Origin of the sequence: Caballeronia sp. LZ033, from assembly GCF_031451265.1 — a bacterium.
Taxonomy (GTDB): domain Bacteria; phylum Pseudomonadota; class Gammaproteobacteria; order Burkholderiales; family Burkholderiaceae; genus Caballeronia.
This window is the reverse complement of record NZ_JARUXQ010000001.1, coordinates 241,591-266,078: the sequence shown is the minus strand read 5'-3', so window position 1 is coordinate 266,078 and position 24,488 is coordinate 241,591. Positions and strand designations below refer to the sequence as shown.

24 protein-coding genes are annotated in these 24,488 nt (G+C 65.4%); 4 read left to right on the top strand and 20 right to left on the bottom strand.

Annotation, left to right across the window (positions count from 1 at the left end; translation table 11 throughout):
- Positions 1-23: 23 nt before the first annotated feature.
- The 5 genes from QCE62_RS01305 to QCE62_RS01285 form a co-directional block, all read right to left on the bottom strand.
- Entirely contained in the window at positions 24-515 is a 492-nt protein-coding gene (locus QCE62_RS01305; protein WP_309807079.1) for a PTS sugar transporter subunit IIB, read from the bottom strand.
- A 265-nt stretch (positions 516-780) separates the two neighbouring features.
- Entirely contained in the window at positions 781-1,737 is a 957-nt protein-coding gene (gene gshB / locus QCE62_RS01300; protein WP_309913446.1) for a glutathione synthase, read from the bottom strand.
- A gap of 52 nt (positions 1,738-1,789) precedes the next feature.
- Positions 1,790-3,079, bottom strand: a complete 1,290-nt coding sequence (gshA, locus tag QCE62_RS01295; RefSeq protein ID WP_309807077.1) for a glutamate--cysteine ligase — start codon at positions 3,077-3,079, stop codon at positions 1,790-1,792.
- Between the two features lie 312 nt (positions 3,080-3,391).
- Entirely contained in the window at positions 3,392-4,858 is a 1,467-nt protein-coding gene (locus tag QCE62_RS01290; protein WP_309913443.1) for an ammonium transporter, read from the bottom strand.
- A 31-nt stretch (positions 4,859-4,889) separates the two neighbouring features.
- The gene (locus QCE62_RS01285) at positions 4,890-5,228 is read right to left on the bottom strand and encodes a P-II family nitrogen regulator (RefSeq protein WP_014190273.1); all 339 of its coding nucleotides are present in this window, start codon (positions 5,226-5,228) and stop codon (positions 4,890-4,892) included.
- 444 nt (positions 5,229-5,672) lie between these two features.
- Here QCE62_RS01285 and QCE62_RS01280 point away from each other — a divergent pair, with 444 nt between their 5' ends.
- Positions 5,673-5,942, top strand: coding sequence for an accessory factor UbiK family protein (locus QCE62_RS01280; protein WP_309913440.1), 270 nt, complete (start codon positions 5,673-5,675; stop codon positions 5,940-5,942).
- 94 nt (positions 5,943-6,036) lie between these two features.
- Entirely contained in the window at positions 6,037-7,581 is a 1,545-nt protein-coding gene (locus QCE62_RS01275) for a YifB family Mg chelatase-like AAA ATPase (protein WP_309913438.1), read from the top strand.
- 377 nt (positions 7,582-7,958) lie between these two features.
- On the opposite strand, the gene QCE62_RS01270 is transcribed toward QCE62_RS01275, so the two are convergent.
- A complete protein-coding gene (locus tag QCE62_RS01270; protein ID WP_309913436.1) occupies positions 7,959-8,675 on the bottom strand; it encodes a hypothetical protein in 717 nt (238 codons plus the stop codon).
- Between the two features lie 55 nt (positions 8,676-8,730).
- Here QCE62_RS01270 and QCE62_RS01265 point away from each other — a divergent pair, with 55 nt between their 5' ends.
- Positions 8,731-9,267, top strand: coding sequence for a TlpA disulfide reductase family protein (locus QCE62_RS01265; protein WP_309807071.1), 537 nt, complete (start codon positions 8,731-8,733; stop codon positions 9,265-9,267).
- A 56-nt stretch (positions 9,268-9,323) separates the two neighbouring features.
- Here the strand turns inward: QCE62_RS01265 and QCE62_RS01260 are convergent, their stop codons facing one another.
- From QCE62_RS01260 to QCE62_RS01235, 6 genes are all read right to left on the bottom strand, one after another.
- The gene (locus tag QCE62_RS01260; RefSeq protein ID WP_309913432.1) at positions 9,324-10,658 is read right to left on the bottom strand and encodes a sigma-54 dependent transcriptional regulator; all 1,335 of its coding nucleotides are present in this window, start codon (positions 10,656-10,658) and stop codon (positions 9,324-9,326) included.
- A gap of 32 nt (positions 10,659-10,690) precedes the next feature.
- Positions 10,691-12,673, bottom strand: a complete 1,983-nt coding sequence (locus QCE62_RS01255) for an ATP-binding protein (RefSeq protein ID WP_404987111.1) — start codon at positions 12,671-12,673, stop codon at positions 10,691-10,693.
- Between the two features lie 45 nt (positions 12,674-12,718).
- On the bottom strand, positions 12,719-14,008 hold the full coding sequence (locus QCE62_RS01250) for a dicarboxylate/amino acid:cation symporter (RefSeq protein WP_309807068.1): 1,290 nt from the start codon (positions 14,006-14,008) through the stop codon (positions 12,719-12,721).
- Between the two features lie 454 nt (positions 14,009-14,462).
- Complete coding sequence (lipA, locus tag QCE62_RS01245) at positions 14,463-15,464, bottom strand: lipoyl synthase (RefSeq protein WP_309913425.1); 1,002 nt, start codon at positions 15,462-15,464, stop codon at positions 14,463-14,465.
- Positions 15,461-16,252 carry a lipoyl(octanoyl) transferase LipB gene (gene lipB / locus QCE62_RS01240; RefSeq protein ID WP_309913422.1) on the bottom strand — a complete coding sequence of 264 codons (792 nt, stop codon included), beginning with the start codon at positions 16,250-16,252 and terminating at the stop codon, positions 15,461-15,463. Before lipB ends, lipA begins: the two co-directional genes overlap by 4 nt.
- Positions 16,253-16,341: 89 nt before the next feature.
- Positions 16,342-16,668, bottom strand: a complete 327-nt coding sequence (locus QCE62_RS01235; protein ID WP_309913419.1) for a DUF2917 domain-containing protein — start codon at positions 16,666-16,668, stop codon at positions 16,342-16,344.
- A 123-nt stretch (positions 16,669-16,791) separates the two neighbouring features.
- Here QCE62_RS01235 and QCE62_RS01230 point away from each other — a divergent pair, with 123 nt between their 5' ends.
- On the top strand, positions 16,792-17,745 hold the full coding sequence (locus QCE62_RS01230) for a transcriptional regulator GcvA (protein WP_309913416.1): 954 nt from the start codon (positions 16,792-16,794) through the stop codon (positions 17,743-17,745).
- Here the strand turns inward: QCE62_RS01230 and QCE62_RS01225 are convergent.
- The 8 genes from QCE62_RS01225 to QCE62_RS01190 form a co-directional block, all read right to left on the bottom strand.
- Positions 17,729-18,052: a DUF493 family protein gene (locus QCE62_RS01225; RefSeq protein ID WP_309913414.1), complete on the bottom strand. Its 324-nt coding sequence runs from the start codon at positions 18,050-18,052 to the stop codon at positions 17,729-17,731. The genes QCE62_RS01230 and QCE62_RS01225 overlap by 17 nt on opposite strands.
- An 11-nt stretch (positions 18,053-18,063) precedes the next feature.
- Positions 18,064-18,975, bottom strand: coding sequence for a D-amino acid aminotransferase (locus QCE62_RS01220; RefSeq protein ID WP_309913411.1), 912 nt, complete (start codon positions 18,973-18,975; stop codon positions 18,064-18,066).
- 27 nt (positions 18,976-19,002) lie between these two features.
- Entirely contained in the window at positions 19,003-20,205 is a 1,203-nt protein-coding gene (locus QCE62_RS01215) for a D-alanyl-D-alanine carboxypeptidase family protein (RefSeq protein ID WP_309913408.1), read from the bottom strand.
- Positions 20,206-20,622: 417 nt separating this feature from the next.
- Positions 20,623-21,249, bottom strand: a complete 627-nt coding sequence (locus QCE62_RS01210) for an alpha/beta hydrolase (RefSeq protein WP_309913404.1) — start codon at positions 21,247-21,249, stop codon at positions 20,623-20,625.
- Positions 21,246-21,575, bottom strand: a complete 330-nt coding sequence (locus tag QCE62_RS01205) for a (2Fe-2S) ferredoxin domain-containing protein (RefSeq protein WP_309913401.1) — start codon at positions 21,573-21,575, stop codon at positions 21,246-21,248. The genes QCE62_RS01210 and QCE62_RS01205 overlap by 4 nt, the downstream gene beginning before the upstream one ends.
- Positions 21,576-21,651: 76 nt before the next feature.
- Entirely contained in the window at positions 21,652-22,815 is a 1,164-nt protein-coding gene (locus tag QCE62_RS01200) for a VanZ family protein (protein ID WP_309913399.1), read from the bottom strand.
- 49 nt (positions 22,816-22,864) lie between these two features.
- Entirely contained in the window at positions 22,865-23,503 is a 639-nt protein-coding gene (locus QCE62_RS01195) for an ABC-type transport auxiliary lipoprotein family protein (RefSeq protein ID WP_309913396.1), read from the bottom strand.
- Between the two features lie 13 nt (positions 23,504-23,516).
- Positions 23,517-24,476 (bottom strand): MlaD family protein, encoded by a 960-nt coding sequence (locus QCE62_RS01190; protein WP_309913393.1) that lies wholly within the window; start codon positions 24,474-24,476, stop codon positions 23,517-23,519.
- Between the last annotated feature and the right edge of the window lie 12 nt (positions 24,477-24,488).

The window sequence follows — 24,488 nt, the reverse complement described above, 5'->3', positions numbered from 1 at the left end:
CTAGGTGGAAAAAGTGAGCGGCGTCAGTGGCTGGCGGCGGCCTTGGCGTTCTCGAGATCGGCGCTCGCGGAACAGGCCGGATCGGGCGAACCGGCGGCTTTCGCGGCGAGCGCGCAGGGGTTCATCGGCGTGGATGCGTCCAGCTCCTGGATGCCCTTGGAGCCGCCCTGGAGAATTTTTTCAGTGAGCGTGTCGAGCGGCGTGGCGCGGTAGCAGACGGCGCGCACGAGCATCGGCAGGTTGCAGCCGGCGAGCACGCGCACGTCGGAATCATGCAGGCTGGCGGCGATGTTCGCCGGCGTCGCGCCAAACACGTCGGTCAGCACGATCGCGCCATTGTCTTCCTTCAGACGATCGATCTCCGATCGCGCGAACGCCCGCACCTCGACCGGATCGCAGTCCGGCGTGACATCGATGACGCCGATGCGCGCGGGCAAGCCACCATAGATATGAGCAATACACTCGCGTAGCGCGGTGGCGAAAGGAGCGTGCGCGATGATCAGAATGCCAGCCATGTCAGGAATGCAATCTCAGCAAAAATCAGACGGAATCGTCAGAGTTCGCTCGAAAGCGCGCGAGCGGCGCGGCCATGCAAAGAAGATGGGCGCGGAACGATGGAAATCAAATAGATGCAATCCACGCGCCCGTTGCTTTCGATACTGTTACTCCACCCTGTGCTTGCCAGCTTAAGGCAGCTTTAAAGCGCAGGGGAACCAATTGTAACAGTCTCTCCCGACTCGGTTCTGGCGCTGCTCACCCGCTTCAACGCGGGTATCCCGCTCAGTGAACCGCGCGCTCCAGCGCGTCGATGAACATGCCCGCGACGTCGAAGCCCGTCTGATCCATGATTTCGCGGAAGCACGTGGGGCTCGTGACATTGACCTCGGTGAGATAGTCACCGATGGCGTCCAGGCCCGCGAGCAACAGGCCGCGTTCCTGCAGCACCGGCCCGAGCGTTTCCGCGATTTCGCGATCGCGCGCCGACAGCGGCTGCGCGCGGCCGAGCCCGCCCGCCGCCAGATTGCCGCGCACTTCGCTGCCCTGCGGAATGCGCGCGAGCGAGTAAGGAACCGGCTGGCCGCCGATCACCAGAATGCGCTTGTCGCCGTCCTTGATCTCGGGAATGAAGCGCTGCGCCATTACCGTGCGCGCGCCGTCCTCCGACAGCATCTCGACGATCGACCCGAGATTCATGCCATCCGCCTTCACGCGGAACACGCCCATGCCGCCCATGCCGTCGAGCGGTTTCAGGATGACGTCGCCATGCTCGGCGTGAAACGCGCGCAGCCGTGCGGCGTCGCGGGTGACGAGCGTCGGCGTGACGAACTGGGGCCATTCCGCGATGGCGAGTTTCTCCGAGTGATCGCGAATCGCCTGGGGCTTGTTGAAGACGCGCGCGCCGCTACGCTCGGCGATCTCCAGCAGCCACGTGGCGTTCACGTACTCCATGTCGAAGGGCGGATCCTTGCGCATCAGCACGGCATCGAAATGCGTGAGCGCGAGATGCTCGGCCTGTTCGGCCGCGAACCACGGCCAGCGGTCGCTGTTCGCCTCGTCGCCGACGATCGCAATGCGCCGCACGCCCGCCTCGACCTTCGTGCCGGTCCACGCAAGATGCTGCGGCTCGCACGCGTACAGCACGTGGCCGCGCCGCGCGGCTTCGGCCATCATCGCGTAGGTCGTGTCCTTGTAGATCTTGAAGCGGTCGAGCGGGTCGGCGATAAAGAGAATGTTCATGACGATTTGCGGGTTCGGTGCGCGGCCTGCGAGCTTACCGCAAGCCGCCCGATCACACCTGAATGGCTTCCGGGTCGGTCTTTTCAAGCTCGACCGATGCGGCCAGGAGCCCCAGCCGCGCCACCACGCCATACATGTAGAAGCGGTTCGGCGGCGCGGCGCCGGGCTTCGCGTGGGTGTCCGGCAACGCCGTGTGCTCGAAGCCGAGCGGCACGAAATGCATGCCCGGCGCGTTGAGGTTCTGGTCGCGCTCGCGCGATTCGTGCACCCGGTAAAAGCCGCCGACCACATAGCGGTCGATCATGTACACGACCGGCTCGGCCACCGCGTTCTCGACGCGCTCAAAGGTGTGCACGCCTTCCTGCACGATCACGTCGTGCACCTGCAAGCCTTCCTTCGCGTCGTTCATGCGGACGCGCTCGCGCTTGGTCAGCGCCGCGACCTCGCTGGCGTCGTGCACCGTCATCACGCCCTTGCCGTAGGTGCCGGCATCCGCCTTGATGACCACGTACGGCTTCTCGCTGATGCCGTACTCGCGATACTTCTTCGCGATCTTCTTGAGCACGCCGTCGATGGCATCAGCCAGCGCTTCCTCGCCGGTGCGCGCCTCGTAATCCACGCCTTCCACATGCGCGAAGTACGGATTCACCATCCACGGATCGATCTCGACCAGCTTCGAGAACTTCTTCGCGACGTCGTCATAGCAGGAAAAGTGCGTCGACTTGCGCCGCACCGCCCAGCCCGCGTGCAGCGGTGGCAACAGGTACTGCTCGTGCAGGTTCTCCAGCACGGGCGGGATGCCGGCCGAGAGATCGTTGTTCAGCAGGATCGAGCACGGGTCGAAGTTCTTCAGGCCCAGACGCCGCGGCGTGCGTTCGAGCGGTTCGAGCACGATCTTCTGGCCGTCCGCGAGCGCAATGGTCACCGGGCCATGAATGTTTTCATCGAGCGTGCCGAAGCGGATGTTGAGCCCCGCCTGTCGCATGATGAGCGCGAGACGCGCGACGTTCTCCAGATAGAACGCGTTGCGCGTGTGGCGCTCGGGAATCACGAGCAGATTCTTCGCGTCCGGACAGATCTTCTCGATCGACGCCATTGCCGCCTGCACCGCGAGCGGCAGCACTTCCTGCGGCAGATTGTTGAAGCCGCCGGGAAACAGGTTGGTGTCGACGGGCGCGAGCTTGAACCCCGCGTTGCGCAGGTCGACCGAACAGTAAAACGGCGGCGTGTGCTCCTGCCATTCAAGCCGGAACCACCGTTCGATGGCGGGCATGGCCTCGAGGATTTTCCGCTCGAGGTCGAGCAGCGGGCCATTCAACGCCGTGACTAAATGCGGAACCATGTAGTACTCGCAGTGCGTTTTGCGTATGACCGGAAAGGCGCTCAAGCCCCCGCCGGCCGTTACAGGGGAGCGAAGATTGTAGAGCAATTGCCTTGCCCAATTGGGGATGAACCGGCAATTGGCAAGGTTTCCCGGGCTTGATCCACCGGCCTTTCGGGCCCGATGCGCCGCAATCCGCCGCGCTCCCATGGACGAAACCCCGACGCGCGCCCGAGGCAAAAAAATGCCCGCCTGAAAGGGCGGGCAAAGTCGCTGCGCTCATACCTTTGCGCTGGCCGGACGTCCTCTCGCGACGTCCGGCAAACCTCGTTGTTACTCGACGTGTTCGCCGTGCAGCGTGACGTCGAGACCCTCGCGTTCCTGTTCTTCGGTGACGCGCAGCCCCATCGTCATGTCGATGACCTTCAGCAGGATGAAGCTCACCACGCCGCTGTAGATCAGCGTGACGAGCACGCCCTTGGCCTGGACCAGCAGGCTGCCGTCGAAGCCGCCGATGTCCTTCACCGCGAACACGCCCGTCAGCAGCGCGCCGATGATGCCGCCGACGCCGTGCACGCCGAACGCATCGAGCGAGTCGTCGTAGTTGAACTTGTGCTTGAGCCAGGTGGCCGACCAGAAGCAGACCACGCCCGCCACGATGCCGATCACGATCGCGCCCGTCACGCCGACAAAGCCCGACGCCGGCGTCACCGCCACCAGGCCGGCAACCGCGCCCGAGATGATGCCCAGCACGGACGGCTTGCCCTTGGTGATCCACTCCGCGAACATCCAGCCGAAAGCGGCGAATGCGGTGGCAATCTGCGTCGTGAGCATCGCGAAGCCGGCACGGCCGTCAGCCGCGACCGCCGAACCCGCGTTGAAGCCGAACCAGCCCACCCACAGCATCGATGCGCCGATCAGCGACAGCACCAGGTTGTGCGGCGCCATCACTTCGCGGCCGTAGCCGACGCGCTTGCCGAGCACCAGACAGCACATCAGGCCCGCGATACCGGCGTTGATGTGAACCACGGTGCCGCCGGCGAAGTCGAGCACGCCCGCCGATGCGAGCCAGCCGGTCGGTTCCCAGACCATGTGGGCGATCGGCGAGTAGACGATCAGCGACCACAGCGTCATGAACACGAGCATCGCCGAGAACTTCATGCGGTCGGCAAACGCACCGGTGATGAGCGCCGGCGTGATGATCGCGAAGGTCAGCTGGAACGCGAAGTAGACCGACTCCGGAATCGTCGAGGCGAGGTGGCTCACGGTGAGCGTCGTCGCCTTGTCGCCCTTGATGTAGGCCATGCCGTGCAGGAACACGCGCGAGAAGCCGCCCAGGAACGAACCGCCCGGCGTGAACGCGATGCTGTAGCCGACCACGGTCCAGATGATCGTGATCAGGCAGCAGATCGCGAAGCTCTGCATCGCGGTCGCGAGCACGTTCTTCTTGCGGACCATGCCGGCGTAGAACAGCGCGAGGCCCGGAATCGTCATGAACAGCACGAGGGCCACCGAAGTCAGCATCCACGCGGTATCGCCCGCGCTGATCTTCGACGAATCGACCATGAACGGCTCGGTCGGCGCCGCAGGCGCGGCGTCCGAGGCGCCGGAAGCCGCCGCGGCCGCTTCAGCCGACGAGGCCATCGCCGTGTTGGCGGAAGCCGGTGCGCTGGCGGCAGTGTCCGACGACGCGGGCGCCGAGGCCGCGGCCGGAGCCGACGCGTCCTGCGCGAGAGCGGTGCCGACATTCGCGCCGATCAGCGCGCCCGCCACCATCAGTGACATCAAAAAATTACGCATTCTTCTGGTTCCTCTTATCGCCAATTTCTTCTTAGAGCGCGTCGGCGCCGGTCTCGCCGGTGCGGATGCGGATAACTTGTTCGATTGCGGTGACGAAGATCTTGCCGTCGCCGATCTTGCCGGTGCGCGCGGCGCGTTCGACGGCCTCGATCGCCTGGTCGACGATGTCATCCGACACGGCGGCCTCGATCTTCACTTTCGGCAGGAAGTCGACGACGTATTCCGCGCCACGGTAGAGCTCGGTGTGGCCCTTCTGCCGGCCGAAGCCTTTCACCTCGGTCACCGTGATGCCCGAGACGCCGATGGCCGAGAGCGCTTCACGCGCTTCGTCCAGCTTGAACGGCTTGATGATTGCGGTAATGAGCTTCATGTATCCCTCGCGGTGGTGTGCTGATCCTTCGTTGCCTTCTGAAGCGGGATGCGCCGGGTGTTACCGCCATGTCCGCAGGTCCACGCCGCCGGGAGCAGCGTGCCGAAAAGGTCGCGCCAGTTATGCAACTCGTATGCCATGCGAGTGTTCATGCGGGTTTGCGCGATTTTCCGAAACGCGAGGGCAGAGCCTCGGCCGAACGGCCAGCGCGCGCCGCGCCTGCTGGCGTCGAGGTTGGTTCATTGCTAGAGTGGCCTCGAAGTCCCGCAAAAAGGGGCACGGGCGGGATACGCGAGGCGCTGCGGCGCTAAAATCGCGGCGCCTTGAAGGTGCGCCGAGGCGTGGCGGCGTCAAAGCCGGTACGCACCAAAATCGACCATTCGATTATTCGGGGCACTGACCTAACAATGAATGCACTATTCCTGTGCAAAGAAGGGAGCAACGATGAAACAGCCCAACGACGTTTTCAACGATCTGCAGCAGAAGATGAGCGATCTCTTCAAGAATTCGCCGGCCAAGGACGTCGAACGAAACATGAAGGCCATGCTGTCGCAGGGCTTTTCGAAGCTTGATCTCGTGACCCGCGAGGAGTTCGACACGCAGACGCAGGTGCTGATGCGCACGCGCGCGCGGCTGGAAGAACTCGAGAAGCGCGTCGCGCAGCTCGAGCAGCGTCTTGCTGGCGGGAGCGGAGGCAGCACCGCGCAGGACTGAGGCTCCTCACTCCTCACCCGCGTATCCCGGCCAGCGAGCCGTCAGTTCCCAGATGTGTTGCCGGCGCGTGTGCCGCGCCGTTTCAGGTGAAATCATGTCGCTTGCCGTGGTACGCAGCCGCGCGCCCGCTCCTGGGCGCGCGCCGGAAGTCGTCGTCGAAGTCCATCTCGCCAACGGGTTGCCGTCGTTCTCCATCGTCGGTCTGCCCGATCTCGAAGTCCGCGAAAGCCGCGAGCGCGTGCGCGCCGCGCTGCAGAACTGCGGCTTCGACTTTCCCGTACGCAGGATCACCGTCAATCTCGCGCCCGCCGATCTCCCGAAGGAGACGGGCCGCTTCGACCTGCCGATCGCGCTCGGCATTCTCGCCGCCAGTGGCCAGATTCCCGTTGAATCGCTCGAATCCCGCGAGTTCGCGGGCGAGCTGTCGCTCACCGGCGCGCTGCGCCCGATGCGCGGCGCGTTTGCCATGGTCTGCGGCGCCGCGCGCCAGCATGCGTCCGCACACGAGCGGGGCGAGCGCGTGCCGGAAATCTACGTGCCGCTCGCGAGCGCGGCGGAAGCGGCGCTCGTGCCGGGCATCGAGGTGTTCGGCGCAGCTGACTTGCCGGCGCTCTGCGCCCACCTGAACGGCGTGCCCGGCGCGTGCCTGCGTCCGGTGCAGGCCGCATCGCTCGAACAGACGGCCGCGCCCGGCCCCGACCTTGCCGACGTCATCGGTCACCCGGCCGCCCGCCGCGCGCTCGAGGTCGCCGCGGCAGGCGGACATCATCTGTTGATGGTGGGCCCGCCCGGCGCGGGCAAGTCGATGCTCGCCGCCCGTCTGCCCGGCCTCCTGCCGCCGATGAGCGACGACGAAGCGCTCACCTCCGCTGCGATTCTCTCCGCCAGTTCCATCGGCTTTGCGCCCGAGCAGTGGCGGCAACGGCCGTTTCGCGCGCCGCATCACTCATCGAGTTCGGCTGCGCTCGTCGGCGGCCGCAATCCGCCGCAACCGGGCGAGATCACCCTCGCCCATCTCGGCGTGCTGTTTCTCGATGAAATCCCCGAGTTCGACCGCAAGGTGCTGGAAACCCTGCGCGAGCCGCTCGAAGTCGGTCACATCACCATCTCACGCGCCGCCCAGCAGGCCGACTTTCCCGCAGCGTGCCAGCTGATCGCGGCGATGAATCCGTGTCCCTGCGGCTGGCGCGGCGATCCGAGCGGCCGCTGCCGCTGCTCGCCGGAGGTCGCCACGCGCTATCTGCGCAAGCTGTCGGGGCCGTTGATGGACCGCATCGACATTCAGATCGAATTGCCCGCGCTGTCGCCGGCGGAATTGTCGGCGCGCAGCCCTGCGCGCGGCGAATCGAGCGCCGCGGTCGCGGCCCGCGTGGCGGCGGCGCGCGAGATCCAGTTGCGGCGCCAGGGAAAGACCAATCGCGAACTGAGCGGCCGCGAAGCCGACGCACTCTGCCGCCCCGACGCCGACGGCGAAGCGCTGCTTCGCGCGGCCGGTGAGCGGTTCGGGTGGTCAGCGCGGGCGTACTACCGCGTGTTGAAAGTCGTGCGGACGATCGCCGATCTGGCCGGCGCCGACCGGCCCGACGCCGCGCATGTGGCAGAAGCCGTGCAATACCGGCGTGCCCTGTCGGTGGCCTGAGCGGGCTGAAACGCTCTGGTTCGGGGCTCGTAAGGCAGAAACATGCTTGTCAAGACTTGACTTATGCACATTGGAGCGATCCGGGACCGATGTTTGTCTGATCAAACCCCGGAAACAACGTTTCTGCACAGACTATTGATTTTATTGAATTATTTAACTTGCCGCGAACGCAGGCAAAGTAATGTAAACCGCATCAATCGGGCATGTGCGCGTAAACGTAAGCTGTTTTCCACATAGTTATCCACAGACACTGTGGATAGTGCAAAAAACCCATATGAATCCGTCGATTAGCTTCCAAACTTGCGACGGAACTTTCAGTACGGAAGCGGAACTAAGGCGCCTCCTATGTCAGTGAATGCTGAATTCGAGGGTTCCCTCTAAAACAGCTTGAACGACGAAAAGAACTGATCTGACTGCTCGGCCGGCGGCATTTTGTCCCCGACGATCGCGACTTGATAAACGTGCGCACCGCGCGCCACGAAACGGGCGTGAATGGTTCGCGCCTCGCGCTTGGCGCCGCTCTCGCCCTGAACTTCGATCTCGCTTCCGGGGACGTGGCCGCCCATGGCGAGGTCGATCTGTGCATCGCGTGTGGCAGGCCGCGCGTTCACGTTGCGCGCCAGTCCCGCCTGGAGAAAGTCCAGCGCGGCGCGCTGCAGGGCCGGATCCGAACTTGGCAGCACCACGGTGCCGACGGCGAACACGGCGTCGTTGGCCTCGGCGGTCTGCATGCGCATCGTCATCGCCTGGCCGGCAATTTCGATCTTGCGTTCGTCCGAACGCGGCTTCGCAGGCAGGGTGACTTCGTAGCCATCGTCGTTGTTCATGATGGTGCGCCAGTCGTAGGCGGGCGTGCAGGCCAGCAGCGCGCCGCATGCGACAGAAGCGCACACCACGGCACGCATCGTCCGGCCAGCGAAGAAATTCGTATGGCGGAAATTCGAGAGAGAAAACCTGCCGGACAGAGGGAAAGCTCGCTTCATGGAAGACTCGTGGAAAACTCGTGCGTGAAAACCTCCATTATCTCGCGCTGATCCCGGGCCTATCGGCGCGTCACGACTCCATCCCGAAAACGGCGCTAGAATACGCAGCACTTCCCCGTGCGGCCGCGCCAGTCTCCGGCGCCGTTTCCGGCAATCCGAGGTTCACATGTCCCAAGCCACGCAAGACTCATCCAGGCGCGCCAAAGGCCCGCTGCGTTATATCGCGATGGCGCTCGTCGCGGGCGTCATCGCCGGCACCGGCTACTTCGCCTTCGGCGGCCAGCAGAAGGTGCCGGACGCGACCTTCACGCTGCTGTCCGGGCAGAAGGTCTCCACTCAGGGCGATCTGAAAGGCAAGGTCTATCTCGTCAACTTCTGGGCGACGAGCTGCGAAACCTGCATGAAGGAAATGCCCGACATGATCAACACGTACAACAAGTTCAAGGGGCGCGGACTGGAATTCGTCGCGGTCGCGATGAACTACGACGCGCCGATGTACGTGACCAATTACGCGCAGACGCGCAATCTGCCGTTCAAGGTGGCGATGGACGACGGCAGCGTCGCCAAGCAGTTCGGCAATGTGCAATTGACGCCGACCACCTTCGTCATCGACAAGAATGGCAAGATCCTCAAGCGCTATGTCGGCGAGCCGACTTTCGCGGAACTGGATCAACTGCTCGACAAGGCGCTCAGCGCAGCCTGAGCAGAGCCACCGCCTGGCATGCGACGCCCGCTTAAGTCCAGCGGGCGTTTTTCTTTTCAGCGCTCCGCCGCCTCTCCCTTCACCACGATCCCATACCGCTTGATCTTTTCGTAGAGCGTCGCCTTGCCGAGTTGCAGCCGGTCCGCCGCCACCGCGACCACGCCGCCGCAGTGCTCCAGCGCTTCCGTGATCACCGCGCGCTCGAACAGCTCGGTGCGCTCCTTCAGCGATTGTGTCGACGGTTCCAGCGCGGCCGCGCCGCCGTCGTCGAGAATGCCCAGCACCATGCGGTCCGCCGCGTTGCGCAGTTCGCGCACGTTGCCGGGCCAGTCGCGCTGCATCAGTTCCGCGCGCTGCCGATCCGTGATGAGCGGCGCGGGCCGCTCGTAGCGCACAGCGGCATCGAGCAGGAAATGCTCGAACAGCGGCACGATGTCTTCGCGCCGTTCGTTGAGCGGGGGCAGCGTGATGGTCACGACGTTCAGGCGGTACAGCAAGTCGCGCCGGAACGTGCCGTCGGTGACGAGTTCGTTCATGTCGCCCTTCGCCGCCGCGATGACGCGCAGGTTCGCCCGCACCGGCTGGTTCGAGCCGAGCCGCTCCAGCACGCCGTCCTGCAGCACGCGCAGCAGCTTCACTTGCAGCGAGAGCGGCATGCTTTCGATTTCGTCGAGAAACAGCGTGCCGCCCGAGGCGGCTTCCAGCTTGCCGATACGCCGCTTCTGCGCGCCCGTGAAAGCGCCGGCTTCATAGCCGAACATCTCCGATTCGAACATCTGCTCCGGCAACGCGCCGCAATTCACCGCGATGAAGGGTTTGTCGCGACGCGGCGACATCTCGTGCAGGCTCCGCGCGATCAGCTCCTTGCCCGCGCCGGTATCGCCGTTGATGAGCACGGACGCGTCCGTCGGCGCGATGTTCGCGATCAGCTGGCGCACCTGCCCGATCGCCGGACTGCGCCCGATGATGCGGCTCTGTCCCGCCAGCTCGCGCCGCAGCGCCTGGTTTTCGAGCACCAGCGACCGCCGCTCCAGCGCGCGGCGCACCGCTTCGATCAGGCGCTCGGAGGCAAACGGCTTCTCGATGAAGTCATAGGCGCCGTCGCGCATCGCCTGCACGGCCATCGATATGTCGCCGTGACCGGTGACGAGGATCACGGGCACTTCCGGCGCGCGTTCGCGGCATTGCGCGAGCAGGTCAAGACCGCTCGCGCCCGGCAGGCGGATGTCGCTGACGATCACGCCCGGAAAGTTCGCGACGATCAGGCGCTCCGCAGCCTCGACGCTGCCGTGCCCGGTCACGTCGAAGCCCGCGAGTTGCAGACTCTGCACGCTGGCGCGCCGCACGAGTTCGTCGTCTTCGATGAAGATCACCTGCAAACCGGTGGTCATGTCTTGCTCCAGCTAGAGGTTGCGCGGCACGTTCACGCGCGCCGCAGCGTCAGTACGAACTCCGCGCCATGCGAATGATCGGCATCGGCCTGCGTGCCGCCCTCGGGACCGTCCGCGACGATCGGCGCCTCGCGATTGCGCGCGGCCAGCGTGCCGCCGTAATCGCGCGCGATCGCCGATGAAATCGCCAGGCCGAGGCCCAGCCCCTGGCCCATTTCCTTGGTCGTGAAGAACGGCTCGAAGAGGCGCGGCAGGGCGTCGGCGGGAATGCCGGGACCATTGTCGCGCACCGTGAGTTCGATCGACCCGGCGCGCGCATCGAGTTCGATGACGATGCGCGGCCGGTCGCACGACGCCACCGCGTCCAGCGCATTGCCGACCAGATTGATCAGCACCTGCTCCAGCCGCAGATCCTCGCAGCGCACGAACAGCGGCGGGCTGTCGCCGTCGAGCTCCGGCGCGATGTCGACCGTGACGTGCTTCATGCGCGGACGCAACATCGAGAACACGTTGCGCAGCGCGCGCGCCACGTCGGCGCGCGCGTTCTTCGGCCGCGCCTTGGTGACGAACAGCTTGAGCTGGTTCGTGATGTTGCCCATGCGCTCCGTCAGCGCGGCGATCGCTTCGAGATTCTCGCGCGCCGCCACCTGCTCGCCCCGCTCGATCAGCACGCGGGTGTTGTCGGAAAAGCTGCGCAACGCGGCGAGCGGCTGATTCAGTTCATGCGTGATGCCCGCCGCCATCTGACCGAGCGCGGCGAGCTTGCTCGCCTGGATGAGCTCGTCGTGGGCGGCGCGCAGGTCCTGTTCCGCGCGGGTGCGTTCGGCCACTTCCTTGGTCAGCTGCGCGTTGGCCTGCGAGAGGTCCGCCGTGCGTTCCGCGACGCGCTGGTTCAGTTCGGCATACGCGGTCTGCAGCAGTCCGCGGCTGCGGATCATCTCGCGCACGCGCGCGCGCCGCATGCGCCAGTAGAACGCGAGCAGGCACAGCGAGACAAATACGAGCGCGGTGACGATCACGGCGTTCTGCGCGGCGCTTTCTACGGGATCGAGCGCGGCCATCGTGATGAGCTGCCAGTCGGGCTCGCCGATCGAACGATGGGTCGCGAGGAACGCCGGCGCATTGCGGCCGCCGCCCACGCGCACGATCTGCGCGCCGCCTTCGAGCGTCTTCACGATGCTGAGCGGCAGCGGCGTGATGGCCTGCTGCGCGTACTGGCGCGTCGCGTACACCGAGGCCTCGACGTTCTGCGGCAGCGGCCGCACCGTGTGGTACTTCCAGCCCGGCACCGACGAAAGAAAGATGACGCCGTGATCGTCGGTGACGATGAGCGGTTCCGACGCATCCGCGCCTTGCAGCCACTCCAGATTGAGCTTCACGACCACGACGCCGATGACCTCCTTCGTGCCTTCGCGATACACCGGCTGCGAGATGTAGTAGCCGGGTTCGGTCGAGATGGTGCCGATGCCGAAGAAGCGGCCGACGCCGCCCTTCATCGCGTCGATGAAATACGGCCGGAAGTTGTAGTCCACGCCGACGAAGCTGTCGGCCCCGTTCCAGTTGCTGGCGGCCACGCAGATGCCGTTGGCGCGGATCAGATAGGTGACGGTGGCGTGCGCGCGCGCGTTGAGGTCTTCGAGGTAGCGGTCGGCACGTTCGACGCGCGCCGCGTCGGGATGATCGAGCACGTCCTGCACGACCGGATGCCGCGACAGCAGGTACGGCAGATATTCGTAGCGGTCGAGCGTGCTCTTGAGGGTATTGGTGGTGCGATCGACGCGCGCGGCCGCATTCAGCCGCAATTCGTCGGTGCCGCGTTGCCAGGCCACGTGCCACGTGAGCGCGCAGCACGCCATGAGCGCCGCGAAAAGCACGAAGAACACGAGGATGCGGCGCGTCACGTGGGCTGAGTCCCGCGAAAGAGGATCAACCATTGTGGCATACGCGCCCGCGAGATCCGGACCCGCAGACGACGGCGGCGAAGCGCTCGTGGAGTGAGGCTTCGCCGCTTGCATGATGACGTCGTCCGGAGGAAGGAGGCCTGAAGTGCCCGGGCCGGCTTAGACCGACTTCGCTTCTTCGACGTCGGTCACGTCGACGTCACGGGACAAGGCCGCTTTCAGCTTGCTGCGGTCGAGTTCCTTTTCCCATGCCGACACGACCACCGTCGCCACGCCGTTGCCGACGATGTTCGTCAGCGCGCGGCACTCCGACATGAAACGGTCGATGCCGAGAATCAGCACCATGCCCGCGAGCGGAATGGTCGGCACGACGGCCAGCGTCGCCGCCAGCGTGATGAAGCCCGCGCCGGTCACGCCGCTCGCGCCCTTCGAGGTCAGCATCGTGACCGCGAGCAGCGTCAGTTGCTGGCCCCACGAGAGATCCGTGTTGGTCGCCTGCGCGATGAACAGCACGGCCATCGTCATGTAGATGTTGGTGCCGTCGAGGTTGAACGAGTAGCCGGTCGGCACCACGAGACCCACCACCGAGCGCGAGCAGCCGAGCTTTTCGAGCTTGAGCATCAGTTGCGGCAGCGCGGCTTCCGACGACGACGTGCCGAGCACGATCAGCATCTCTTCCTTGATGTACGCAACGAACTTCAGGATGTTGAAGCCGACCATGCGGGCGATGGCGCCGAGCACGAAGACCACGAACACGATGGAGGTGAGATAGAAGGTGCCGATGAGCTTGAGCATCGGCAGCAGCGAACCGATGCCGTACTTGCCGATGGTGAACGCCATCGCGCCGAACGCACCGATCGGCGCGAGCTTCGTGATGATGCCGACCATGCCGAACAGGATGCTCGACAGGCCTTCGATGAAGTTCGTCACCACCTTGCCGCGCTCGCCGACGTGCGTGAGCACCGCGCCGAACAGCAGCGCGATCAGCAGGATCTGCAGGATTTCACCTTGCGAGAACGCCGAGACCAGCGTGTCCGGGATGATGTGCATGAAGAAGTCGACGGTGCTCTGGCCGTGCGCCTTGGTCGCGAAGGAATCGACGGCCTTGTGGTCGAGCGTGGCCGGATCGACGTTGAAGCCGACGCCCGGACGCAGCAAGTGCGTCGCGGCGAGGCCGAGGATCAGCGCGAAGGTCGAGACGATTTCGAAGTACAGCAGCGCCTTGCCGCCGACGCGCCCCACCTTCTTCATGTCTTCCATGCCGGCGATGCCGGTGACGACGGTACAGAAGATGATCGGACCGATCACCATCTTGATGAGCTTGATGAAGGCGTCGCCGAGCGGCTTCATGTCGGTGGCGAGCGCGGGATAGAAGTGCCCGAGCGCGATGCCGATGATGATGGCCACGATCACCTGCACGTACAGGATTTTATGGAGAGGTTTTTTCACGATGTTTCCAGGCAATAACCAGCAGTTGGCGGGAAGTCAGCCAGCGGCGAGCGTGACGTGCGGGAGGATTCGTCCGTGCGCGGTGAAGCTTCGAGGGATGCGTCCGGTGAATCGCGCCGCAAGGGCGTTTAGCCGCTTCGTCGACGAATTCAGGGACGTTGGGATGCGAGAGGGGTCATCGGCTTGTCTCCTTGACTTTTATGGGCGGCTCATGGGCCGTGCCTTTCTGATTGCAAGGGTGATGCCAGGATTGATTCCTCTATAAGCCGCTGATTTTTATAGCTTATTTTTCGCTGCGGCAAGTGCGGAATCCGGGATTCCGGAAATCCGGAATCAAGGCGTCCGGCGATCCGGACAGGATTCAACGGTCAAATGCGTTGCGTGCCGGGCTTTCTCCGCCCAAACAAAAAACCCACGGGAAACCGTGGGTTTTTCACGAAGCGCATAAACAGGCTTAAACCACCCCCGCTCCATGCGCCTGAAGATCCGCGTGATAACTCGATCGCACCATCGCGCCGACCGCCGCATGCGTGAAGCCCATCTTGTAGGCCTCTTCCTCGTACATCTTGAACGTATCCGGATGGACGTATGCACGCACCGGCAAGTGATGCTCCGACGGTTGCAGATACTGGCCGATCGTCAGCATGTCTACGTCGTGCGCGCGCAGGTCGCGCATCACCTGGAGGATTTCCTCTTCCGTCTCGCCGAGTCCGACCATCAGGCCCGACTTCGTCGCCACTTCCGGATGCAGCGCCTTGAAGTCCTTCAGCAGCTTGAGCGAATGGTGATAGTCCGAACCCGGACGCGCTTCCTTGTACAGGCGCGGCACGGTTTCGAGGTTGTGGTTCATCACGTCAGGCGGCGCGGCGGTCAGGATGTTGATCGCGCGATCCAGACGGCCGCGGAAGTCCGGCGTGAGAATCTCGATGCGCGTTTCCGGCGATTGCTCCCGCACCTGCCGGATGCATTCGACGAAGTGCGCCGCGCCGCCATCGCGCAGGTCGTCGCGATCCACCGACGTGATCACCACGTACTTCAGCTTCAGCGCACCGATGGTGCGGGCGAGGTTCGCCGGTTCGTCGGCATCGAGCGGATCCGGGCGGCCGTGACCGACGTCGCAGAACGGGCAGCGGCGCGTGCACTTGTCGCCCATGATCATGAAGGTCGCGGTGCCCTTGCCGAAGCATTCGCCGATGTTCGGGCAGCTCGCTTCCTCGCACACCGTGTGCAGGTTGTGCTCGCGCAGGATCTGCTTGATCTCGTTGAAGCGCGAACTGCCGGTCGCCGTGCGCACGCGGATCCATTCCGGCTTCTTGAGCTTCTCGATCGGGATGACCTTGATCGGAATGCGCGAGGTCTTGGCCTGCGCTTTCTGCTTCGCGGTGGCGTCGTAGGGCGCGGGAGAGGCCGAAGCAGCGGCGGTGTCGCCGGCCAGGTTTGCGGTTGCGTCAGTCATTCGGTCGATCCGGTGGTTGCAGCGGCAAATGCGGGGAGGCCGCCGATTTGATGCGCCAGCCGTTCGGCCAGCGTAAAGGCTACGTCGCGCCAGTCGGCCGCGACGCCGAGCGTCGCCATGTCGACCGTTTCGAGCCCCGCGTAGCCGCACGGGTTGATCGCGAGAAAGGGCTGCAGGTCCATGTTCACATTCAGGCTCACGCCGTGGTAGCTGCAGCCGTTGCGAATCTTGAGTCCGAGCGCCGCGATCTTCGCGCCCTCATGCAGTGCGTGCTGTTCGCGCAGACGACCGACCGCGCCCTGCGCCTCCGGACGTCCGGAGGGCTGCGCCACATAGATGCCGGGCGCGCCGGCCTTGCGGTCGGTCGCGAGATTATACGTCGCGAGCGTTTCGATCACGGCTTCCTCGATGCGCCGCACCAGCTCGCGCACCATCAGCTTGCGCCGGCGCAGATCGATCAGCAGATAGGCCACCACCTGCCCCGGTCCGTGATACGTGATCTGTCCGCCGCGATCCACCTTGACGAGCGGAATACCGCTGTCGGCAAACAGCAAGTGCGCGGGATTGCCCGCCAGGCCGAGCGTGAACACCGGCGGATGTTCGACGAGCCAGATTTCGTCGGGCGTGTCGGGCGTGCGGGCGTCGGTGAACGCGCGCATCGCGTCGAAGCTGTGATCGTAGGATTCGAGCCCCAGCCAGCGCAGCGTGACCGGCCATTCACCGGCTTCGAGGGCGGTGTCGGACGTGTCGGCTGTGTCTTGTGGGAGGGCGAGCGGTGTGGCGGACATGATCCCGGTAGTTTACCGAAAGTGGATCATGCCCGCCGATGGTGAATTCGCATGCCTGCGATGACAAATCCGAATAATTGCAGCACGCTTCAGACGGTGCGCCAGCCGGACCGGAAACGCTGCGCGAGCCGTTCGATGCCTGCCGACAGCCACTGGATCGCGCGTTCGTCGCAGCGCGGCACGATCGTGAAGACGACGTAAGCCGGCTGTTCGCCCTCCACCGACAGCCAGAGCCGCTCGCGTTCGCGCAACTTCAGGCTGTCGCCGGGTTCGAGCCAGTAGTCGTCGATGTCGTTGCTGCGCGTCGCCCAGACCGCGTTGCCCTGCACCGCGAGACGTGTGCCGCGGGCAATGCGCATCGGCACGGTTTCGCCGGGCTTGATTTCGAAGGTGACGCTTGTTGAAATTTCTCGCATGACCGACTCCGCCAAAGGAACGTTTCGATGACTACAATCCTAGGCGTGGCAAGGCATCAGGCAAAACGATCAATTTTCACCGCTATGTGAGCCAATTTGACAACGGACCCGGCGACCCTGCATATGGACCTGCGACAGCTTCCTGCGTTGAACGCCCTGCGCGCCTTCGAGACCGCCGCGCGTCACGAGAGTTTTTCCCGCGCCGCCGACGAACTCTTCGTCACGCACGGCGCCGTCAGTCATCAGATTCGCGCGCTGGAGGCCGAGCTCGGCGTGCCGCTGTTTGCCCGCGACGGCAAGCGCGTGCGGCTCACAGATCGCGGCCGGCAGTACGCCGCCGAAGTGCGCGCGGCGCTGCTCGCGCTCGCGGAATCCACCCGCCGCATCCGCTCGGGCGACCGCGACCGGCGGCTGATCGTGTCGATGCTGTCGTCGTTCGCGGCGCGCTGGCTGACGCCGCGCGTGGGCCGCTTCATCGAGAAGCATCCGGAGATCGACCTCGAACTGCTGTCGACGAACGCGCTCACCGACTTCAACCGCGACGACGTGGACGTCGCGATCCGCTTCGGCTACGGCAAGTACGCCGGCATCCATACGGAGGAACTGCTGGACGAAGTGTTCTTTCCGGCGTGCTCGCCGAATTTCCGCGGCGGCGACCTGCCGCGCGTGCCGGCCGATCTGGCCAGCCTGCCGCTGCTGCGCTCGGATGAAGAACTGTGGCGCCCATGGTTCGACGCGGCCGGGCTCACCGACCTGGCGGAGCCGAAGCGCGGCGTGTTGTATGAGGATTCGTCGAATTTGCTGCAGGCGGCGATCGACGGTCAGGGCATCGCACTCGTGCGCCGTTCGCTGTCGATGCAGGAGATTCTCGCGGGACGGCTCGTGCGCCTGTTCAACGTGGACGGACCGAGCCCGTGGAAGTATTTCTTCGTGTGCCCGCCCGCGCTGCTCGGAACGGCGCGGGTGCAGGCATTCAGGAACTGGGTGTTCGACGAGGCCGAGCAGTTCAGGCAGCTTTACGAGCGCACGCCCGCCGTCTGCGACGCCCCCGCCGGCAAGCTCAAAGCACTATCTTGACCATCGGATGGCCGGTCAGCGCGCGATAGATGTCGTCGAGATGGGCGCGATTCTGCGCCTTCACCGTGCAGGTGAGGCCCGTGTAATTGCCGCCCGACGACGGCCGGGTCTCGACGCGCGAGGCGTCGAAGTCCTGGTCGAACTGCTTCAGCACGTCGACGATCGTGTCCTGGAACTCGGGATGCGACTTGCCCATCACCTTGATCGGAAAGTCGCACGGGAAGTCGAACAGCTCGTCGGCGCTGTGCGCGGCGGAGTCGGTGGGATCGGTGGCTTGGGGCTTCGAGTCTGGTTTCGTATCGGACATGATGTTCTCCTTCACTTCGCGCGCGGCGCCTCGTCGGCGAATTCGCGCGTCTTGGCCCGCTGGTAGGCCTCATACAGCGCAGCATAGACCGGACCGGGACGGCCGTCGCCGACGCGCGCGCCGTCCAGCGTCGTGACCGGCATCACTTCCTTGGTCGCGGAGCTGATCATGATTTCATCGGCGGAACGCAGTTCGGCTTCGCTGATGTCGCGTTCCTCGAAGGCAATCCCGGCGTCCTGCGCCAGCGTCTCGATCAGGCTGTAGCGAATGCCTTCCAGAATGCGCGGTCCGCGCGGCGCGCCCAGCAGCCCACCCTGCTTCACGATCCACACGTTCGACGACGAGCCTTCGGTCAGCAGCCCGTCGCGCAGCTGGATGGTCTCCAGCGCATCGTGTTCGGCCGCGTGCTGCGCCATCAGCACGTTGCCGAGCAGCGAGGTCGACTTGATGTCGCAATGCAGCCAGCGCTTGTCCTCGGCGGTCACGGCCACGGCGCCTTGCGCGCGTTCGGCCAGGCTCGGGAACACGAGCTTGCCGAGCATGACGAACACGGTCGGCGTGATGCCCGCCGGGAACGCATGGCCGCGCCGCTTGGCAACGCCGCGCGTCACCTGAATATAGACGAGCGCATCGCCCTCGCCCGGATTCTCGGCAACCACGCGGTCGATCAGCGCGCGCCAGCCCGCTCCGTCGAACGGATTGCCGATACGGATTTTCCCGAGGCTGCGCTCGAGCCGCGCGAGATGCTGCTTCAGCCTGAACGGCAAGCGCGGACCTGCGGCCTGTGCATAGAGCGGCACGACTTCATAGACGCCGTCGCCGAAGATGAAGCCCCGGTCGAGCACGGGAATGCGCGCTTCGGAAAGCGGACCCCATGCGCCGTTCAGATACACCGTGGGATCGAAATCGTCAGACTGGCTCATCGATACCGCTCCTCGTTCGTTCCGGCTTTACTTGCGCTTTTGCCACCACAGCAGCGCCGAATCCCACAGACGGCCGACCATGCCGGCTTCCGGCACGTCCTGCAGCGCGACCAGCGGGAACTGCGCGACTTCCTTGCCGTCGGCCATCATCTTCACCGAGCCGATCTGCTGGCCCTTCTTGATCGGCGCGACGATCAGCTGATCCTGCGTGACGGTCGGCTTGACCTTGTCGCCGAGACCCTTGGGCACGGTGATGTACTGATCCGTCGTCACGCCGGCCTGCACGTTGTTGGCCGCGCCCTTGTAGACGCGCGGCGACGCGATCACCTGATCCGCCTTGTACAGGCGCAGCGCGTCGTACGCGGTGTAGCCGTAGTTGAGCATCTTCAGGCTGTCCTGCACCCGGTTGTGCTCTTTCGGCTCGCCCATCATCACCGACACCAGACGGCGGCTCGCATCGGGCACGCCCGCCAGCGGACGCTTCGCCGAAGCGATCAGGCAGTACCCGGCGGCCTTCGTGTGGCCGGTCTTCAGGCCATCGACGGTCGGATCGAGCCACAGCAGGCGGTTGCGGTTCGGCTGCTTGATCTTGTTGTACGTGAAGTCCTTCACCGAGAAGATGCTGTAGTACTCGGGGAAGTCGCGGATCAGGCGTGCAGACAGCAGCGCGAGGTCGCCGGCCGTCGTGTAGTGCTGCGCGTCCGGCATGCCGTTCACGTCGGCATAGTTGGTGTGCGTCATGCCGATGCGCTTCGCCGTGGCGTTCATCAGCTGCACGAAGTTGCTCTCGCTGCCGCCGACCAGTTCCGCCAGCGCGATGGCCGCATCATTGCCCGACTGCACGATCATGCCGTACACGAGATCGTGCACGGTGACCGGCTTGTTCGCCTCGATGAACATGCGCGACTCGTCGGTCTTCACGCGGCGCACGGCCTCGCTCGGCATGACGGTCTGGTCCATGTTGATCTTCTTCGCCTTGAGCGCGTCGAAGACGAGGTAGGCGGTCATCAGCTTCGTGAGCGAAGCGGGTTCGACACGTTCGTCGGGATTGCCGGACGCGAGCACCTGGTTGCTGGTGGCGTCGACGAGCACCCACGAGTTCGCCGTCACATCGGGCGGCGGGACCTGCGCGTACGCGCTCGCCGCGGCCAGCATGGCGGGCAGGACGAGAGCGGCTTTCGTGGAAACGGAGACAGACGGAAGAGACAGACCGGAAGGGACAAAGCGCATAGGATCGATCGGCGGAAAAAGCAGGCTGCGACGATGGCGATCGGGGATCGGATGATCGGCGAAGCACGGGTTGAACAGGCAGACCGTCGCTGTTGGTCGGGCCTTTCGCCATAACGGCGGCCATGACAGCGGCCATGGCAGCGGCGCTGCGGCAAAAAGCGCTCGTTCGACAGACGGAAGCGAAATCGGTTCTCGGAAGCCGGTGTTCCCGAAGGCCGCGACGCGCGCCGGAAGGCGTCGTGCGGCCGGGAGCAGCGAAAAAATTCTGCGCCATTATACGCGCGGGCTGCTTGCGTCTTCCTTCGAATCTGCGTGCTGGCCGCGTGTTTTAACGTTTTTCCGAGGCGGCTTCAGCGCTTTTCGAGTGTTTCGAGCGCTGCGCGGCAGCGCTCGCGAGTGCATCGCAGGGAAGGACGATCAGCGCCAGGCGTCGACGATCACGCGCTTGAGAATATGCAGCTTGCGATGGAAGAAGTGCTCGCCGCCGGGGATCACGACCACCGGCAGTTCCTGCGGCCGCGCCCAGTCATAGACCGACTGGATGGGCACCGTGTCGTCCACTTCGCCGTGGATCACGAGCGTGCTCTCCGGCACCGGCGCGACTTCCCAGCGGCTCGCCGCCGTGCCGACGAACACCATGCGTTCAATCGGCTTGCCCGCTTCGAGCAGGCGCTTCGCCACATGCGACAGCACGAAGGTGCCGAAGGAAAAGCCCGCGAGGACGATCGGCACGTCGGACTGGCCGGGCTGCGCGCGCATGTGGTCGATCAGCGCGAGCAGGTCGTCCTGTTCGCCGATGCCGTTGTCATGCTCGCCGCCCGTCTGCCCGACGCCGCGAAAGTTGGAACGGAAGGTGGTGTAGCCGAGTTGCACGAAGGTGCGCGCGAGCGTCTGCGCGACCTTGTTGTCCATGGTGCCGCCGAACAGCGGATGCGGATGCGCAACGAGCGCGATGCCGCGCGGCGCCGTGTCCGGCTGGTCGAGCGCGCATTCGATCTTGCCGATCGGCCCGTCGATCAGGAACTTCTCGGTCTGCGCGTTCATGCCGGTTGATCGATCAGCAGGCGTTCGACGATCTTGCCGTTGGCCAGATGCGAGTCCACGATTTCGTCGATATCGGTTTCATCGACATACGTGTACCAGGTGCCTTCCGGATACACGACTACGACCGGACCCAGTTCGCAGCGGTCGAGGCAGCCCGCCTTGTTGATGCGCACCTGGCCTTCGCCCGCGAGGCCCAGTTTCTTGACGCGCTTCTTGGCATATTCCTGCATGGACTGCGCGTTGCAGTTGGCGCAGCTTGGCCGCGCGGCGCCTTCTTCGCGCTGGTTCAGGCAGAAGAACACGTGATACTTGTAGAAGGAATCCATGAGTCTGGCACGCTGAGAGTATCGGCCGATTATAGCCAGCGATGTTCGTGCCCGCTCCGGGCGGTTCCACCCAAGCTCAGCGCCCGCGCTGCGCACGCCGCCGCGCCAGCCACGCGTGCTCCGCCGCCGAAGCGAGCCAGCCGAGCGCCGCGTAAGGCCACACCCACGACAGCCAGTGCACCAGCCCGTTGAAATGCACATAGCGGCCCTGCCGCCAGTCGGCGAGGACGATATCGAAGTACGGATTCACCGGCAGCAGGTTGACGAGCGCGAGCGACATCAGCAGCGCCGCCCCCGCGAGCGCTGCGCGCAGGCCGCGCGGCAGCGACACCGAGAGCAGCGCCGTCAGCATCGCGATGGCGACGCCTTCCAGCGCGCCGTCCGTGGCCCAGTCGAAGGTGAGGCCGGCGCGCGACTGCAGGAACGTCGCGCCCGCCTTCGCGAACAGCGTCAGCGCGACGAGGCCCAGCATCAGGCGCATGCGCGGCGCACGGGTGCGCGTCAGCAGCGTCGCCAGCACGAGCGCGCCGAACAGGCTGCTCGACGTGATCAGCGCCTCCCAGGCGTCGTCGGGCAGCAGCGCGCCGAGCCGGTCCGGCCAGCTTTCCACGTCCCAGGCGACGGGCGTCCACGCAAGGATCGCGTCCTGCATCGCCGGATCGAGCGTGTCCCACAGCACGCGCGGCAGATCGCCGCCGCCGAACAGATAGGGCGCCGGAAACATCGCCGCGAACGGCCACAGCGCCGTCAGCCCGATCACATAGGCCGCGTCGCGCTCGAACCAGGTGAAGCGGATGCGCCGCAGCAGGCCGCGGTCGAGCAGCGCGCTCGTCGCGGGCGCGGCCAGCACGCCGCCGAGCAGCGCGCCGAACGCGTTGGCCGCGAGATCGAGGTTCGAGGCGACGCGCGTCGGCAGATAGGTCTGGATGGCCTCCATCGCGCCCGACAACAGCGTGCCGCCCGCCAGCGCCGCGCCCACCGCGAGCGTGCCGCGCCAGCGCGGATACAGCGCGAGCACGATCAGCGCGCCGAGCGGCATGTAGCCGAGCACGTTGGTGACGACGTCGAAGACCGTCAGGTATTGCGGCAGCGGATCGGTGAGATAGGCGAACGGGCTCAGGCCCAGCGAGCGCCAGCCGGAAAACGGATACAGCGAGCCATACACGACGAGCGCCGCATACGCGGCGAGCGCCTGCCGGGAAAACGCCGACGGGCGGCGCTGCCATTGCTTGATCGTCATGAGCCGCCCGGATGCCTCCGTGCTGGGCGGAAGAGCGGACCGCCGCGCGTCATCGCGCGGCGGCGAGCGGTTGGGCGGCAAGCCACGCGGAGACCTGCGCGATCACATCGTCCGAGGCTGCAGCAAGCGCCTGCGCGCCGCCCGCCGCATTCGCGCTGCGCGCGGGCACGCTGGCGCTGAAGCTGCGCTGGCCCACCACGCGGCCCTGCTGCGTGAGCGTCGCGCGCACGTCGACGACGCCATGGCTCTGCTCCGGCGCATCGAAGTCCTGTTCGAAGCGGGTCAGCTCGACTTCGAGCAGCGGCACGGCGCGCACCGGATCGGCGCCCGACAGGATCTGACCGCGCGCAGCGAGCGCGTCGCGCAGGCGCTGCGTCAGCAGGCGCGCCGGCGGCATCGTCCAGTGACTGTCGGAATAGGTGGCGACGCGCTGCGGGTCGACGTAGCTCAGGCGATAGGCGAACGCGTCCGTTTCGAGATTGCGCGGCGCGGCCACGGCCAGCACCTTGACCGGCGGCAGCGGCAACGCCCCCGCCGACGCATTCCCGATCCGCAGCGCGCCCAGGTCGTAGCGGGCATCCGGCAGCGCGTCCGGCGTCGAGGCGCAGCCCCCCAGCAGCGCGACGCAGGCGCACACGCCGATGCACAGCCGAGTCACCCAGGCGGTCTTCGTGTCGATGTCTGGCATGTCGTTCTCTCACTCAATGCGCGGGCTGCGCGGGCCACGTGAAACCCGCCTCGCCCGGTCCCGGCGCCTGCTTCGGCGCGCCGAACAGCACGCTGCGCGGATTGGTGCTGAAGGCATCGGCGGCGCGGTCCACCGAACGCGCGGCGGCGCTCACGTCGTCGCTGAAGGAATAGAAGCGCGGTAAGGCCTCGAAGCCCACTCGCGCCGTCACGAAGCGCAGCGATTCGTTCATGTCGGCGAGCGAGGCGCTCGCGTCCGCGGCGGCCTTGCCCGCCTTGTTCAGATTGGTGACGAGCGGACCGTCCGGGCGATTCAGGTTCTGCACCAGCTGATTGGTCGAGGCCAGTGTGGTGTCGAGCTGCTTGAGCGTCTGCGGCAGTTGCGCCGTCGCCGGCTGCACCTGGCTCGCGAGCGTCGCGATGCCGTCCGCCGCGCCCTGCAGGCTCTTCGTGGTCGCCATCAACTGGTTGCGGACGTCATCGGACAGGAACTTGTCGGCGTCTTCGGAGAGGCGCTCGAAGCGCTTCAGAATGACGTCCCCGCGTTGCTGCAACTGCTCGAACAGGCCGGGATGCATCGGCACTTCGGCGATGTGCTGCGCCGACGAAGCCAGCGGGCTCGTGTCCTTGCCGGTGTCATCCAGCTGCACGAAGGCGATGCCCGTCACGCCCTGGAAGCCGAGCGTGGCGAAGGTCGAGTGCGTCATCGGCGCGTTCTGGTCGACGAGGATGCGGATGCGGATCTGCCCCGGATGGGCCTTGTCAAAGCTGATCGACTGCACCTTGCCCACGCCGAGCCCGCGATAGCGCACGGCGGCATCCGTGTAGAGGCCGGTCACGTTGGTGCGCGCGATCAGGTCGTATGGCACGCGCACCGTACGATCCACGTTGAAGAAGAACACGGCGAACGCGATGGCCAGCACGAGGGCGATCGTGAACAGCCCGGTCCAGAACGCATGTGATTTGTTTTCCATCGGCAGGTTCCT

What these genes read in the sequence shown, in the direction of transcription:
- QCE62_RS01265 (WP_309807071.1), top strand. Translation starts at nt 8,731, where the DNA reads ATGTCCCAAGCCACGCAAGACTCATCCAGGCGCGCCAAAGGCCCGCTG.
- QCE62_RS01260 (WP_309913432.1), bottom strand. Translation starts at nt 10,658, where the DNA reads ATGACCACCGGTTTGCAGGTGATCTTCATCGAAGACGACGAACTCGTG.
- QCE62_RS01210 (WP_309913404.1), bottom strand. Translation starts at nt 21,249, where the DNA reads ATGAACGCGCAGACCGAGAAGTTCCTGATCGACGGGCCGATCGGCAAG.
- lipA (WP_309913425.1), bottom strand. Translation starts at nt 15,464, where the DNA reads ATGACTGACGCAACCGCAAACCTGGCCGGCGACACCGCCGCTGCTTCG.
- QCE62_RS01290 (WP_309913443.1), bottom strand. Translation starts at nt 4,858, where the DNA reads ATGCGTAATTTTTTGATGTCACTGATGGTGGCGGGCGCGCTGATCGGC.
- QCE62_RS01275 (WP_309913438.1), top strand. Translation starts at nt 6,037, where the DNA reads ATGTCGCTTGCCGTGGTACGCAGCCGCGCGCCCGCTCCTGGGCGCGCG.
- QCE62_RS01215 (WP_309913408.1), bottom strand. Translation starts at nt 20,205, where the DNA reads ATGCGCTTTGTCCCTTCCGGTCTGTCTCTTCCGTCTGTCTCCGTTTCC.
- QCE62_RS01190 (WP_309913393.1), bottom strand. Translation starts at nt 24,476, where the DNA reads ATGGAAAACAAATCACATGCGTTCTGGACCGGGCTGTTCACGATCGCC.
- QCE62_RS01305 (WP_309807079.1), bottom strand. Translation starts at nt 515, where the DNA reads ATGGCTGGCATTCTGATCATCGCGCACGCTCCTTTCGCCACCGCGCTA.
- QCE62_RS01280 (WP_309913440.1), top strand. Translation starts at nt 5,673, where the DNA reads ATGAAACAGCCCAACGACGTTTTCAACGATCTGCAGCAGAAGATGAGC.
- QCE62_RS01285 (WP_014190273.1), bottom strand. Translation starts at nt 5,228, where the DNA reads ATGAAGCTCATTACCGCAATCATCAAGCCGTTCAAGCTGGACGAAGCG.
- QCE62_RS01205 (WP_309913401.1), bottom strand. Translation starts at nt 21,575, where the DNA reads ATGGATTCCTTCTACAAGTATCACGTGTTCTTCTGCCTGAACCAGCGC.
- QCE62_RS01195 (WP_309913396.1), bottom strand. Translation starts at nt 23,503, where the DNA reads ATGCCAGACATCGACACGAAGACCGCCTGGGTGACTCGGCTGTGCATC.
- QCE62_RS01235 (WP_309913419.1), bottom strand. Translation starts at nt 16,668, where the DNA reads ATGCGAGAAATTTCAACAAGCGTCACCTTCGAAATCAAGCCCGGCGAA.
- QCE62_RS01200 (WP_309913399.1), bottom strand. Translation starts at nt 22,815, where the DNA reads ATGACGATCAAGCAATGGCAGCGCCGCCCGTCGGCGTTTTCCCGGCAG.
- QCE62_RS01225 (WP_309913414.1), bottom strand. Translation starts at nt 18,052, where the DNA reads ATGTCCGATACGAAACCAGACTCGAAGCCCCAAGCCACCGATCCCACC.
- QCE62_RS01220 (WP_309913411.1), bottom strand. Translation starts at nt 18,975, where the DNA reads ATGAGCCAGTCTGACGATTTCGATCCCACGGTGTATCTGAACGGCGCA.
- QCE62_RS01230 (WP_309913416.1), top strand. Translation starts at nt 16,792, where the DNA reads ATGGACCTGCGACAGCTTCCTGCGTTGAACGCCCTGCGCGCCTTCGAG.
- gshB (WP_309913446.1), bottom strand. Translation starts at nt 1,737, where the DNA reads ATGAACATTCTCTTTATCGCCGACCCGCTCGACCGCTTCAAGATCTAC.
- lipB (WP_309913422.1), bottom strand. Translation starts at nt 16,252, where the DNA reads ATGTCCGCCACACCGCTCGCCCTCCCACAAGACACAGCCGACACGTCC.
- QCE62_RS01255 (WP_404987111.1), bottom strand. Translation starts at nt 12,673, where the DNA reads ATGCAAGCGGCGAAGCCTCACTCCACGAGCGCTTCGCCGCCGTCGTCT.
- gshA (WP_309807077.1), bottom strand. Translation starts at nt 3,079, where the DNA reads ATGGTTCCGCATTTAGTCACGGCGTTGAATGGCCCGCTGCTCGACCTC.